The organism is Kitasatospora sp. NPDC059599 (assembly GCF_042735125.1).
Lineage (GTDB): Bacteria > Actinomycetota > Actinomycetes > Streptomycetales > Streptomycetaceae > Kitasatospora.
Window position 1 is genome coordinate 21,930 of the sequence record NZ_JBHWCL010000029.1, and the last position, 11,800, is coordinate 33,729.

Sequence of the window (11,800 nt, forward strand, 5' to 3'; positions counted from 1 at the left end):
GGCGGCTCGTACGCGTACGTGCCTACCCTGGCCGCGTGACGGACTCCCTGAGCACCCCCGCGGGCGCCTACCTGCGCCACCCCCACCTGCACGGCGACCTGGTCACCTTCGTCGCCGAGAACGACCTCTGGCTCGCCCCGCTGGAGGGCGGCCGGGCCTGGCGGCTGACGGCCGACCACCTGCCGGTCCACGACCCCCGGTTCTCCCCGGACGGGCGGCACATCGCCTTCACCTCCACCCGGGACGGCGCGCCCGAGGTGCACGTGGTGCCGGTGGACGGCGGCCCGTCCCGCCGGCTCACCCACTGGGGCAGCGGCCAGACCCGGGTCCAGGGCTGGACGGCCGACGGCCGCCCGATCGCCACCACCACCGCCGGCCAGGCCACCCCGCGCCGCACCTGGGCGCACGCCGTGCCGCCGGACGGCGGCGAGCCCGCGCGACTGCCGTACGGGCCGGTCGGCGGGATCGCCTTCGAGCCGGGCGGCGACCGGGTGCTGCTGGCCAGCGCCGCGATCCGCGAACCGGCCTGGTGGAAGCGCTACCGGGGCGGCCGGGCGGGCAAGCTGTGGCTGGGCCGGGAGGAGTTCGCCCGGGTCCACGAGGAGCTGGACGGGCAGCTGTCCTCGCCCCTGTGGGTGGCCGGCGGGGACGGCGGCCGCATCGCCTTCCTGTCCGACCACGAGGGCGTCGCCGAACTGTGGTCCAGCCTCCCGGACGGCACCGACCTGCGCCGCCACACCACCGGCACGGACGGCTTCTACGCCCGCAACGCCGCCACCGACGGCACCCGGGTGGTGTTCCACCGGGCCGGTGACGTCTGGCTGCTGGACGACCTGGCCGGCGCCGAGCCGCGCCGCCTGGACATCCGGCTGGCCGGCCCGCGCAGCGGCCGCCGCCCCCGCCCGGTGCCCGCCGCGCACTGGCTGGAGTCCGTCGCCCCCGACCGCACCGGCCGGGCCAGCGCCGTCGTGGTGCGCGGCAGCGTGCACTGGCTGACCCACCGCGAGGGCCCGGCCCGGGTGCTGGACGAGACGCCGGGCGTGCGCGGGCGCCTGGTGCGGGTGGTGCCGGGCGAGGACGGCTCCCAGGGCGTGCTCTGGGTGTCCGACGCCGAGGGCGAGGACGCCCTGGAGTTCGCGCCCGCCGTGCACGGCGCCGAGCGCCGCCGGCTGGCCGCCGGGCAGCTCGGCCGGGTCAACGCGCTGACGGTCTCCCCGGACGGCAAGCAGGCCGCGCTCGGCGTGCACGACGGCCGGGTGCTGCTGGTGGCGCTCGCCGACGGCACCGTGCACGAGCTGGACCGCAGCACCGACGGCGAGGTCAGCGGGCTGGTCTTCAGCCCGGACTCGGCCTGGCTGGCCTGGTCGCGGCCGGTGCCGGGGCTGGGCCCGTACTCGCTGCGCCAGATCGTGCTGGCCAACCTGGCCACCCGCACCGTGAGCGAGGCCACCCAGCAGCGCTTCATCGACACCTCGCCGGCCTTCACCGCGGACGGCCGCTACCTGGCGTTCCTGTCGGTGCGCAACTTCGACCCGGTCTACGACTCGCACGTCTTCGACCTGTCGTTCCCCAACGGCTGCCGCCCGTACCTGATCACGCTGGCGGCCGACACGCCGTCCCCGTTCGGCCCGCAGCGGGCCGGGCGCCCGCTCGGCGGGGAGGAGGACGAGCCGCGGGCCAAGAAGGCCGACGGTGAGGAGGGCGGCGGCGACGCCGCACCGGTGACCAGGGTGGACCTGGACGGCATCGCCGACCGGATCGTCCCGTTCCCGGTCGAGGGCGGCCTGTTCGGCACCCTGCGGGCCGCCAAGGACGGCCTGCTGTGGACCAGGGTCCCACTGCTCGGCGAACTCGGCGACGAGGCGGCCTCCCTGGAGGACGATCGGCCCCGGCCGGTGCTGGAGCGCTTCGACCTGAAGAAGCGCCGGGCCGAGCAACTGGTGCACGACGTCGACGGTTTCGCGGTCAGCGGGGACGGCAGCCGGGTCGCCGTGCTGGACGAGGGCGAGCTGCGGATCGTCCCGGCCGACCACAAGGCGGCCGGCGAGGACGACGAGACCGCCGTGGACCTCGCCCGGCTGCGGGTCACCGTCGACCCGGCCGCCGAGTGGCGGCAGATGTTCGCCGAGAACGGCCGGCTGATGCGGGACAACTTCTGGCGCCCCGACCTGGCCGGCGTGGACTGGGCCGGCGTCCTGGAGCGCTACCGGCCGCTGGTCGAGCGGGTCGGCTCGCACGACGACCTGGTGGACCTGCTCTGGGAGGTGCACGGCGAACTCGGCACCTCGCACGCCTACGTCGTCCCGTACGGCGCGCACACCGAGCCCGCCCGGCGCCAGGGGCTGCTCGGCGCGGACCTCGTGAAGGAGGGCGGGCAGTGGCTGATCGCCCGGATCCTGCCCGGCGAGTCCTCCGACCCGCGGGCCCGTTCGCCGCTGGCCGCCCCCGGCGCGGCGATCCGCCCGGGCGACGCGGTCCTCGCGGTCAACGGCCGTCCGGTGGACCCGGTCACCGGCCCGGCCCCGCTGCTGGCCGGCACCGCCGGGCAGCCGGTCGAGCTGACCGTGGCCGGCAAGGACGGCACCGACCGGCGCCACCCGGTGGTCGTCCCGCTCGCCGACGAGGAGGCGCTGCGCTACCACGACTGGGTGGCCGGGCGGCGGGCCGCGGTGCGCGAACTGGCGGGCGGGCGGCTCGGCTACCTGCACGTCCCCGACATGCAGACCACCGGCTGGGCCCAGATCCACCGCGACCTGCGCTCGGAGATGGCCAAGGAGGGCGTGATCGTCGACATCCGGGAGAACCGCGGCGGCCACACCTCCCAGCTGGTGATCGAGAAGCTCGCCCGCCGGATCGTCGGCTGGAACGTCAGCCGGGACACCGACAGCCCGGTGCCCTACCCCGGCGACGCCCCGCGCGGGCCGGTCGTCGCGCTCGCCGACCAGGACTCCGGCTCGGACGGCGACATCGTCAACGCCGCCATCCAGGCGCTGGGGATCGGCCCCGTCGTCGGCACCCGCACCTGGGGCGGGGTGATCGGCATCGACAGCCGCTACCGGCTGGTCGACGGCACCCTGGTCACCCAGCCCAAGTACGCGTTCTGGCTGGACAACTACGGCTGGGGCGTGGAGAACCACGGCGTCGACCCGGACGTCGAGGTGCCGATCGCCCCGCACCACTGGGCGGCCGGCGAGGACCCGCAGCTCGCCGAGGGGGTCCGGCTCGCGCTGGCCGCGCTCGCCGAGAGCCCGGCCCGCACGGCGCCGCCGCTGCCCTGGCGGTAGCGGCCGGGGAGCGGGAAGTCGGACGGGCCGACTTCCCGCTCCCGGGCGTGGGTAGGATGCGGGGCTGTTTCTTGATCGCGCACCGGATCGACAGCTCACGGGGGAACCACCATGGCGCAGGGCTACCCGCCGCCGCAGCAGCACGGACAGAACCCTTACGGTCAGAATCCGTACGGCCAGGGCCCGTACGGCCAGGACCCTTACGGACAGCCGCAACCGCAGCCGTACCCGCCGCAGCAGCAGGGGTACCCGCAGCAACAACCGCAGGGGTACCCGCCGCAGGGGTACGCGCAGCCCCAGCCGCCGCAGTACGGGCAGCCGCAGCCGTACCCGAACCCCTACCCGCAGCAGCCGGAGCACCCGCGGCCCGGCGCCGCCCTGCCGCCCTGTCCCAAGGAGGCGGGCGGCGGGCGGCGCTTCCTGGCGATCGTGCTCGACTTCGCCCTCGCCGTCGGCCTCGGCTTCGTCGCCGCCGACGCCGCGAGCCGGCCGAAGGTCCGTCACGTGGCCGGCCACACCGTCCAGAGCGGCGGCCCGGCCGTGCCGTACGTCGTGGCGCTGCTCGTCGTCGGCCTCGCCGTGTCCTTCCTCAACCAGGTGGTGCTCGCCCGCCTCGTCGGCTTCAGCGTGGGGAAGGCGGTCCTGGCGATGCGGGTGGTGCGCACCAAGCGGGTGATGCGGCCCAACACCTGGCGGCTCACCAGGCGCTGGCTGCTCGGCTTCGTCTTCCTCGCGGTGGCGCTGATCTCCGAGGACTTCGACCTGGACGACGGCGACATCGTCGGCATGCGTGCGGTGCGCTGGAAGCACCTGCAGGAGTACCAGCAGGCCGTGGCCGGGCTCGGCTAGGCTGCGCCCGTACGGCCCCACCACCCGACGTACCGATCCCGAGGAGTAGCCGATGGCCGGCGAGCCGCAGCCCGACTGCCTGTTCTGCAAGATCGCGGCGGGCGAGATCCCGGCGACCGTGGTGCGCAAGACCGAGCGCACCCTCGCCTTCCGCGACATCGCCCCCAAGGCCCCCGTGCACGTCCTGGTGATCCCGCACGCCCACTACCCGAACGCGGCCGCGCTGGCCGCCGCCGAGCCGGAGATCGCCGGCGAACTGCTCGCCGAGGCGGGCCGGGTGGCCGAGGACGAGGGCATCGCGGACTACCGGCTGATCTTCAACACCGGTGCGGGGGCCGGGCAGACGGTCTTCCACGCCCACGTCCACGTGCTCGGCGGCACGCACATGACCGAGAGCATGGTCTGATCCCAGGTGTCCCAGCGCGAACTCGTCGTCCTCGGCACCGCCAGCCAGGTGCCCACCCGGCACCGTAACCACAACGGCTACCTGCTGCGCTGGGACGGCGAGGGGCTGCTGTTCGACCCCGGCGAGGGCACCCAGCGCCAGATGCTGCACGCCGGGGTCACGGCCACCCAGATCACCAGGATCGCGGTCACCCACTTCCACGGCGACCACTGCCTGGGCCTCGCGGGAGTGATCCAGCGGATCAACCTGGACCGGGTCCCGCACCCGGTGGACGTCTACTTCCCGGCCTCCGGCGAGGTGTACTTCGAGCGGCTGCGGCACGCCACCGCCTACCACGAGACCGCCGTCCTGCGACCCCGGCCGATCGACGAGCCCGGGCCGCTGCCCGCGCCCGGCGCCCGCTTCGCGCTGGACGCCGTGCGGCTGGACCACCCCGTGGAGTCCTTCGGCTACCGGCTGTCCGAGCCGGACGGCCGCCGACTGGTGCCCGAACGGCTCGCCGCGCTCGGCGTCGGGGGCCCCGCGGTGGGCCGGCTGCAGCACGGGGGAGCGATCGAGGTGGACGGCCGCCAGGTCACCCTGGACGAGGTCAGCGAGCCCCGGCCGGGCCAGAAGTTCGCCTTCGTGATGGACACCCGGCTCTGCGAGGGCGTGTACGCGCTCGCCGAGGGCACCGACCTGCTGGTCGTCGAGGCCACCTTCACCGACGCCGACGCCCGGCTCGCCGAGGACCACGGCCACCTCACCGCCGGGCAGGCCGCCAAGGTCGCCGCCGAGGCCGGCGCGCGCACCCTGGTGCTGACCCACTTCTCCCAGCGCTACCCGGACCTCGGCCAGCACCTGGCCGACGCCCGCAAGCACTTCGACGGGGAGCTGGTGCTGGCCGCCGACCTCGCCCGGGTGCCCGTCCCCGCCCGCCGCCAGCCGTGAACCCGCCCCCGCCGCCGACGGCCGCGACCCGGGCCGCGGCCCCGCCCGCACCGGCCGTGGACCGGCCCGCGCCGGGCACCCGCGGAAAAAGGGCTCGCGCCGTCCCCCGAACTGCCGCAGCATCGACGGGTGCGGCCCCGCCGCCCGCCGCGGCGATCACGCCTGCGGCGTACCCTGGTGCCCCGGAGACACCGAGCGGCACACGACACCACGGATGGGATGAGGCAGGCCCCAGCGCCGACCTATGAGTGACACATCGCAGACCCGTACCAACGGTCAGTCGCGCCCCGAACCGGCCGACGACGGCCACGTCAGCGCCCGGATCGTCATCCCCGAGAAGCACCCGATGGTCACCCTGCTCGGCGCCGCGGACTCGCTGCTGCGCGTGATCGAGCAGGGCTTCCCCGCCGCCGACATCCACGTCCGCGGCAACGAGGTGACGGCCACCGGGGCGCGCGCCGAGGTCGCCCTCGTGCAGAAGCTCTTCAACGAGATGATGCTGGTGCTGCGCACCGGCCAGCCCCTGACGGAGGACTCCGTGGAGCGCTCCATCGCGATGCTCCGCAGCCAGGAGGAGGACCCGGACAGCCCGGCGCCGTCCCAGGTGTTCACCGCGAACATCCTGTCCAACCGCGGCCGCACGATCCGTCCCAAGACCCTCAACCAGCAGCGCTACGTCGAGGCGATCGACAAGCACACGATCGTCTTCGGCCTCGGCCCGGCCGGCACCGGCAAGACCTACCTGGCGATGGCCAAGGCCGTCCAGGCCCTGCAGGCCAAGGAGGTCAACCGGATCATCCTGACCCGCCCGGCGGTCGAGGCGGGGGAGCGGCTGGGCTTCCTGCCCGGCACCCTCTACGAGAAGATCGACCCTTACCTGCGCCCGCTCTACGACGCGCTGCACGACATGATGGACCCGGACTCCATCCCGCGCCTGATGGCGGCCGGCACCATCGAGGTCGCTCCGCTCGCGTACATGCGCGGCCGCACCCTCAACGACGCCTTCATCATCCTCGACGAGGCCCAGAACACCTCGCCCGAGCAGATGAAGATGTTCCTCACCCGCCTCGGGTTCAACTCCCGGGTGGTCGTCACCGGCGACACCAGCCAGATCGACCTCCCGGGCGGCACCCGCAGCGGCCTCAAGGTCGTCCAGGAGATCCTGGCCGACGTGCCCGACATCCACTTCTCCGTCCTCACCAGCACCGACGTGGTCCGCCACAAGCTGGTCGGCCGGATCGTGGACGCGTACGAGCGCTGGGACGCCCGTCAGGAGGCCGAGGACGCGTCCCCGGCCGCCCGCAAGCCCGCCCAGCGGCGCCCGGGCAAGACGACCGCGCCCCGCGCACCCCGCCAGTCCCATCGCACCGAAAGCTGAGCACACAGCCCGTCATGTCGATCGACATCGCCAACGAGTCCGGTTGGGACGCCGATGAGGAAGCCATCCTCGACGTCGCCCGCTTCGCCCTGGACAAGATGCGGATCCACCCGCAGTCCGAACTGTCCGTGATCCTGGTGGACGGTGCGGCGATGGAGGAGCTGCACATCCAGTGGATGGACCTCCCCGGACCCACCGACGTGATGTCCTTCCCGATGGACGAGCTGCGGCCCGGCAAGGAGGGCGAGGAGCTGCCGCAGGGCCTGCTCGGCGACATCGTGCTCTGCCCCGAGGTCGCCGAGCAGCAGGGCAAGGCCGCCCCCTCCAAGCACTCGATGGACGAGGAGCTGCAACTGCTCACCGTGCACGGCGTGCTGCACGTCCTCGGCTACGACCACGAGGAGCCCGAGGAGGAGGAGGAGATGTTCGCCCTCCAGAAGCGCATCCTGGACGACTGGCGGGCGGGCCGTGGCCTCGGCGGCATCTCCCCGGCCCCCACCACCCACTGAGCGCGGAGCCCGAACCCCTGTGAGTGGTGAGAGTACGAGCTTCATCCTGGGTGCCGTGCTGCTCGTCGTGCTCGGCTGGCTGGCCGCGTGCGCCGAGGCGGGCATCTCCCGGGTCTCCCGGTTCCGGGCGGAGGAGGCCGTCCGGGTCGGACGGCGCGGCTCCGCGCGGCTGCTGACCCTCGCCTCCGACCCGATCCGCTACCTCAACCTGGCCACCCTGATCCGGGTGGCCAGCGAGATGGCGGCGGCCGTCCTGGTCACCGTGGTGTGCGTGCGCAACGTCACCCCGACCTGGCAGGCCGTCCTGCTGGCGTTCGGCGTGATGGTGCTGGTGTCCTTCGTCGCGGTGGGAGTCTCGCCGCGCACGATCGGGCGCCAGCACCCGCTCACCACGGCCACCGCCGCCTCCTTCGTGCTGCTGCCGCTGGCCGCGGTGCTCGGCCCGATCCCGCGGCTGCTGATCCTGCTCGGCAACGCGCTGACCCCGGGCAAGGGCTACCGGGAGGGGCCGTTCGCCTCCGAGGCGGAGCTGCGGGCGCTGGTGGACCTCGCCGAGAAGGACGACCTGATCGAGGACGAGGAGCGCCGGATGGTGCACTCGGTCTTCGAACTGGGCGACACCATCGTGCGCGAGGTGATGGTGCCGCGCACCGACCTGGTGATGATCGAGCGCCACAAGACCGTCCGTCAGGCGCTCACCCTGGCGCTGCGTTCGGGCTTCTCGCGGATCCCGGTGGTCGGCGACAACGAGGACGACGTGGTCGGCATCGTCTACCTCAAGGACCTGGTGCGGCGTACCCACATCAACCGGGAGGCGGAGGCCGAGGAGGTCGGCGCGGTGATGCGCCCGGCCGTCTTCGTCCCGGACTCCAAGCCGGCCGGCGACCTGCTGCGCGAGATGCAGCAGCGCCGCTCGCACGTCGCGATCGTGATCGACGAGTACGGCGGCACGGCCGGCCTGGTCACCATCGAGGACGTCCTGGAGGAGATCGTCGGCGAGATCACCGACGAGTACGACCGGGAGATCGCGCCGGTGGAGGACCTCGGTGACGGCTCGTACCGGATCACCGCCCGCCTCCTGGTGGAGGACCTGGGCGAGCTGTTCGGCATCGAGCTGGAGGACGAGGACGTCGAGACCGTCGGCGGACTGCTGGCCAAGCACCTCGGCCGGGTGCCGATCCCCGGCTCCGCCTGCGAGATCCCGCTGCCGGAACCCGTCGAGGACGGCCTGACCGGCATCCTGCTGACCGCCGAGTCCTCGGCCGGCCGCCGCAACCGCATCGGCTCCGTGGTCGCCGCCCCGGTCCGCGCCACCGACGACCCCGAGGACCCGGCGGGCGAGTAGCGGGTGGGCGGTCGCCGAGCGACCATGGAGGGCATGACGCACAAACTTCGCGCGGAGTACGGCCCGCAGGGGGCGGCCGGCGGAGTCAAGTCCTGGCACGTGGTGCGGGACGAGGACCTGTCGGTGGCGCTCTGCGGGCGCACCATGCCCGACGACGCCGAGACGCGGCCCGAGCAGGAGTGGGGGACCGGGTTGCGGTGCTGCCAGCAGTGCGGCTCGCTCTACATGCACGAGGTGCCGCACATGCAGGGGAGCCATCCCTACAGCTAGGCCGTGGCCGAGCCATGGAGGTCGCCATGAAGCTGCAAGACGAACTGCCCGTCGACCACAAGCTCCTCCTGGTCTGGCGGATCGGAGCGGGACTCGGGGGGGTCTTCCTGATCGTGTTCGGCGCCCTCGGGCTGGCCGACCACCCGGGTTTCCTGGACACCGAGGGGGACCGGATCGTCGGGCTGTCGACCAACGGGACGCTGGCCGTCCTGTCCATCGTGGTGGGCGCGATCCTGGTGATCGGCGCGGTGATCGGCGGGAACTTCGCCGCCAACCTGAACATGGTGGTGGGCGTGCTGTTCGTGGTGTCCGGCTTCTACGGCCTGACGGTGCTCGGACGCCCGGACGCCAACATCCTCAACTTCCGGATGTCGAACGTGCTGTTCGCGTTCCTCTTCGGGGTCGTCCTGACGACCTTCGGCATGTACGGCCGGGTGAGCAGCCACCTGCCGCACGACAACCCGTACTGGCGCCACCGTGCGGAGACCGAGGAGCCGATGCCGTCCGGGCCGAAGACCTTCGTCAAGGTCATGAACCCGAACCCGGGCCCTACCCACCCGGTCGGCCACTGATCCGCGACGGGTCCCTATGCTCGGCGGCATGAGTGACATCGTCGAGCTCGACCCCGAAGACAAGAAGATCATCACCCTGGCCCGCTCGGCCCGCGCCCGCAACGGCGTCCCCGAGGGGGCCGCGGTGCGTGACGAGACCGGTCGCACCTACGTGGCCGGGACGGTCGCCCTGGAGTCGCTGCGGCTGAGCGCACTGCAGACGGCGGTGGCGATGGCGGTGGCCAGTGGCGCCAGGTCGCTGGAGGCGGCGGCCGTGGTGAGCGAGGCGGAGCAGCCCGCCGAGGCGGACCTGGCCGCCGTGCGGGACCTGGGCGGGGCGGGGACGCCGGTGCTGCTGGCCGGTCCGGACGGGGTGCTGCGGGTGGCCGCCGAGGCGCGCTGAGGCCTCGCGCGGGGGCGTCGGAGGCGGGGCGGGGTGCCGTCGGGAACGTCGGCGGGGGCCTCGGGGAGGCCTTTCCGGCCAGGGTGGCCCGGCGTGGTTGCCCCCATGGCTTCTGCAGATAATCTCACCGGGGGAGTGGACTCGGTGAGGGGACTGGGGCATGGGGGCGGTGGCGTTCTTCGCCGGGCTGCTGCTGTTCGTGATGGGGCTGGGCAAGTGGCAGGAGACCGGATCGCAGGTCTGGCTGTTCGGCTCGCTGGCCTTCCTGTTGGTGCTGGTGGTGGTCTCGCTGATCCCCGGCGGCGGCAAGGGCGGCAAGAAGGGCTGAGCCCCGCGCCGGGCGCGCCCGCGGCCGTCGGAGCCCCCTCGGACGACCCCGGACGGCGGGGCTCCGGTGATCAGGGAGAATGGAGCCCATGAATGCCCCTTCCTCCTCGTACCGCTCCGGGTTCGCGTGCTTCGTCGGCCGGCCCAACGCGGGCAAGTCGACCCTGACCAACGCCCTGGTGGGGACGAAGGTCGCGATCACCTCCGACCGACCGCAGACCACCCGGCACACCGTGCGCGGCATCGTGCACCGCCCCGACGCCCAGCTCGTACTGGTCGACACCCCCGGCCTCCACAAGCCGCGCACGCTGCTCGGCGAGCGCCTCAACGACCTGGTCCGCACCACGTGGGCCGAGGTCGACGTGATCGGCTTCTGCCTGCCCGCCGACCAGAAGATCGGCCCCGGCGACAAGTTCATCGCCAAGGAGATCGCCGGGATCAAGAAGACCCCGAAGGTCGCCATCGTCACCAAGACCGACCTGGTCGACTCCAAGCGCCTGGCCGAGCAGCTGATCGCCATCCACCAGCTCGGCATCGAGCTGGGCTTCGAGTGGGCCGAGATCATCCCGGTTTCCGCGGTCGGCGACAAGCAGGTGGAGCTGGTCGCCGACCTGCTCACCAAGCTGCTGCCGGAGGGCGACCAGCTCTACCCGGCGGGCGACCTCACCGACGAGCCCGAGCAGATCATGGTGGCCGAGCTGATCCGCGAGGCCGCGCTCGAAGGCGTGCGGGACGAACTGCCGCACTCGCTGGCCGTCGTGGTCGAGGAGATGCTCCCGCGCGAGGGCCGCCCGGCGGACCGCCCGCTGCTGGACATCCACGCCAACGTCTACATCGAGCGGCAGAGCCAGAAGGCGATCGTGATCGGCGCCAAGGGCGCGCGGCTCAAGCACGTCGGCACCACCGCCCGCAAGCACATCGAGGCACTGCTCGGCACGCCGGTCTACCTCGACCTGCACGTCAAGGTCGCCAAGGACTGGCAGCGCGACCCGAAGCAGCTGCGCAAGCTCGGCTTCTGAACCAGCCCTCCCGGAAAGGGAGTTCGGCGAGAACGGGATGGCCGGTGGCCCGTCCGGACGTGCAGCGTCCGGGCGGGCCACCGCCGTTCCCCGGCCCCACGGGCAGGGGCCGGAAGGCGGATCCTAGGCGCCCTCGCGCAACACCAGTGACACCAGCTCCCGCTGCGAGTCGGTGAGCTTCGGATCGGCGCAGTAGACCTTCCGGCCGTCGACGGTGATCTCGTAGTGGAAGCCGTCCGGCACCCCGTAGGAGGGGGCGCGCAACCCGCCCGCGACGGCCTCGCGGGCGAGCGCGTGGACGTGCGGGGCGTCCGTGCGCTCGGCGGTGTCGAGCTCCGCGTGGCGGACGATTCCCGCGAAGCCGCCGGTCCGGGTCACCTGGATACGCATGGTGTCCATGGTGCTACGCAGGGAAGGCTTTTGCGGCGCTTTTCCCGGACCGTGACCTTAAGCGCACCTCAACCCGGTCTCAACCGGTCTCGGTCGGTCGGAGACCCGGCCCGGAGACCTGGCCCGGAGACCCGGCCCG

13 protein-coding genes are annotated in these 11,800 nt (G+C 73.2%); 12 read left to right on the plus strand and 1 reads right to left on the minus strand.

Annotation, left to right across the window (positions count from 1 at the left end):
• The first annotated feature begins 35 nt into the window (after positions 1-35).
• The 12 genes from ACFV04_RS13290 (at position 36) to era (ending at position 11,271) form a co-directional block, all read left to right on the plus strand.
• Positions 36-3,284, plus strand: a complete 3,249-nt coding sequence (locus tag ACFV04_RS13290; RefSeq protein WP_380528939.1) for a S41 family peptidase — start codon at positions 36-38, stop codon at positions 3,282-3,284.
• 111 nt (positions 3,285-3,395) lie between these two features.
• Positions 3,396-4,133 carry an RDD family protein gene (locus ACFV04_RS13295; protein ID WP_380528940.1) on the plus strand — a complete coding sequence of 246 codons (738 nt, stop codon included), beginning with the start codon at positions 3,396-3,398 and terminating at the stop codon, positions 4,131-4,133.
• 52 nt (positions 4,134-4,185) lie between these two features.
• A complete protein-coding gene (locus ACFV04_RS13300; RefSeq protein WP_380347006.1) occupies positions 4,186-4,539 on the plus strand; it encodes a histidine triad nucleotide-binding protein in 354 nt (117 codons plus the stop codon).
• 6 nt (positions 4,540-4,545) lie between these two features.
• Complete coding sequence (locus ACFV04_RS13305) at positions 4,546-5,469, plus strand: ribonuclease Z (RefSeq protein ID WP_380528942.1); 924 nt, start codon at positions 4,546-4,548, stop codon at positions 5,467-5,469.
• Between the two features lie 244 nt (positions 5,470-5,713).
• Positions 5,714-6,847, plus strand: coding sequence for a PhoH family protein (locus tag ACFV04_RS13310; protein ID WP_380528944.1), 1,134 nt, complete (start codon positions 5,714-5,716; stop codon positions 6,845-6,847).
• Between the two features lie 14 nt (positions 6,848-6,861).
• Positions 6,862-7,356, plus strand: coding sequence for an rRNA maturation RNase YbeY (gene ybeY / locus ACFV04_RS13315; RefSeq protein ID WP_030061268.1), 495 nt, complete (start codon positions 6,862-6,864; stop codon positions 7,354-7,356).
• Positions 7,357-7,375: 19 nt separating this feature from the next.
• The gene (locus tag ACFV04_RS13320) at positions 7,376-8,701 is read left to right on the plus strand and encodes a hemolysin family protein (protein ID WP_360248725.1); all 1,326 of its coding nucleotides are present in this window, start codon (positions 7,376-7,378) and stop codon (positions 8,699-8,701) included.
• Positions 8,702-8,734: 33 nt separating this feature from the next.
• Positions 8,735-8,971, plus strand: coding sequence for a hypothetical protein (locus tag ACFV04_RS13325; RefSeq protein ID WP_360248728.1), 237 nt, complete (start codon positions 8,735-8,737; stop codon positions 8,969-8,971).
• A 26-nt stretch (positions 8,972-8,997) separates the two neighbouring features.
• Entirely contained in the window at positions 8,998-9,543 is a 546-nt protein-coding gene (locus ACFV04_RS13330; RefSeq protein WP_380347010.1) for a DUF4383 domain-containing protein, read from the plus strand.
• 28 nt (positions 9,544-9,571) lie between these two features.
• On the plus strand, positions 9,572-9,925 hold the full coding sequence (locus ACFV04_RS13335) for a cytidine deaminase (RefSeq protein ID WP_360248734.1): 354 nt from the start codon (positions 9,572-9,574) through the stop codon (positions 9,923-9,925).
• A gap of 160 nt (positions 9,926-10,085) precedes the next feature.
• Complete coding sequence (locus ACFV04_RS13340; RefSeq protein ID WP_360248737.1) at positions 10,086-10,253, plus strand: hypothetical protein; 168 nt, start codon at positions 10,086-10,088, stop codon at positions 10,251-10,253.
• A gap of 88 nt (positions 10,254-10,341) precedes the next feature.
• The gene (gene era / locus ACFV04_RS13345; RefSeq protein WP_049651090.1) at positions 10,342-11,271 is read left to right on the plus strand and encodes a GTPase Era; all 930 of its coding nucleotides are present in this window, start codon (positions 10,342-10,344) and stop codon (positions 11,269-11,271) included.
• Positions 11,272-11,394: 123 nt separating this feature from the next.
• Here era and ACFV04_RS13350 read toward each other — a convergent pair whose 3' ends face one another.
• The gene (locus tag ACFV04_RS13350) at positions 11,395-11,661 is read right to left on the minus strand and encodes a protealysin inhibitor emfourin (protein WP_360248740.1); all 267 of its coding nucleotides are present in this window, start codon (positions 11,659-11,661) and stop codon (positions 11,395-11,397) included.
• Positions 11,662-11,800 lie beyond the last annotated feature (139 nt).

Bases quoted from the DNA above. Each gene is read 5' to 3' on its own strand.
- ACFV04_RS13295 (WP_380528940.1), top strand. From the start codon at position 3,396: ATGGCGCAGGGCTACCCGCCGCCGCAGCAGCACGGACAGAACCCTTAC.
- ACFV04_RS13300 (WP_380347006.1), top strand. From the start codon at position 4,186: ATGGCCGGCGAGCCGCAGCCCGACTGCCTGTTCTGCAAGATCGCGGCG.
- ACFV04_RS13310 (WP_380528944.1), top strand. From the start codon at position 5,714: ATGAGTGACACATCGCAGACCCGTACCAACGGTCAGTCGCGCCCCGAA.
- ybeY (WP_030061268.1), top strand. From the start codon at position 6,862: ATGTCGATCGACATCGCCAACGAGTCCGGTTGGGACGCCGATGAGGAA.
- ACFV04_RS13325 (WP_360248728.1), top strand. From the start codon at position 8,735: ATGACGCACAAACTTCGCGCGGAGTACGGCCCGCAGGGGGCGGCCGGC.
- ACFV04_RS13330 (WP_380347010.1), top strand. From the start codon at position 8,998: ATGAAGCTGCAAGACGAACTGCCCGTCGACCACAAGCTCCTCCTGGTC.
- ACFV04_RS13335 (WP_360248734.1), top strand. From the start codon at position 9,572: ATGAGTGACATCGTCGAGCTCGACCCCGAAGACAAGAAGATCATCACC.
- ACFV04_RS13340 (WP_360248737.1), top strand. From the start codon at position 10,086: ATGGGGGCGGTGGCGTTCTTCGCCGGGCTGCTGCTGTTCGTGATGGGG.
- era (WP_049651090.1), top strand. From the start codon at position 10,342: ATGAATGCCCCTTCCTCCTCGTACCGCTCCGGGTTCGCGTGCTTCGTC.
- ACFV04_RS13350 (WP_360248740.1), bottom strand. From the start codon at position 11,661: ATGCGTATCCAGGTGACCCGGACCGGCGGCTTCGCGGGAATCGTCCGC.